At 44.8% G+C, this 562-nt stretch carries 2 protein-coding genes; both read left to right on the top strand.

Annotated features, from left to right (window positions below; translation table 11 throughout):
* Nucleotides 1-365, top strand: a 365-nt coding sequence (locus tag R7Q46_RS29225) for a lytic transglycosylase domain-containing protein (protein WP_318078588.1), incomplete at its 5' end; no start/stop codon positions are given.
* A 13-nt stretch (nt 366-378) separates the two neighbouring features.
* On the top strand, nt 379-562 hold a 184-nt coding region (locus R7Q46_RS29220), incomplete at its 3' end, for a Trp family transcriptional regulator (protein WP_318078587.1).

Below are 562 nucleotides of genomic sequence, written 5' to 3'. Positions count from 1 at the left end.
TCATGCCAGCGACTGCGAAGTACACGGCACGTAAATACAAGCTGACTTATCAAGGTAGTGATGATTTATACAACGTCGGCAAAAACATCGAGATCGGTAGCCATTATCTGCAAGGTTTGCTAGAGGATTACGATAATAATCGTATTTTTGCGCTCGCCGCTTATAATGCTGGCCCTAACCGAGTAAAAACGTGGCGAGAGCGAACCCAAGGCAAAGTGGACGCATACGCCTTTATTGAGGCGATTCCATTTAACGAAACTCGTGGGTATGTGCAAAACATTTTGATGTTTGAAACCTACTATCGTGATCTTTTGGGTATCGACGGCGCGTTCTTGAATCAACACGAGATCAATACCAAGTATTGAGTGAGGTAACTTGATGTCACACGAACCCGAGTACAGAGACTGGCAACAGATTGTCGAGCTAATCCGATCCAGCGTGGATAGCCAGCAACATGAGATGCTGTTAACCATGCTGATGACACCTGATGAGAGGGAATCATTAACTGCACGCGTTAACATTCTTAATGAGCTTCTCAAAGGGGAATTATCTCAACGTCAGA

Source organism: Vibrio sp. 811 (genome assembly GCF_033339195.1).
The sequence above is the reverse complement of the archived record's forward strand: the minus strand, read 5'-3'. Positions and strand labels throughout refer to the sequence as shown.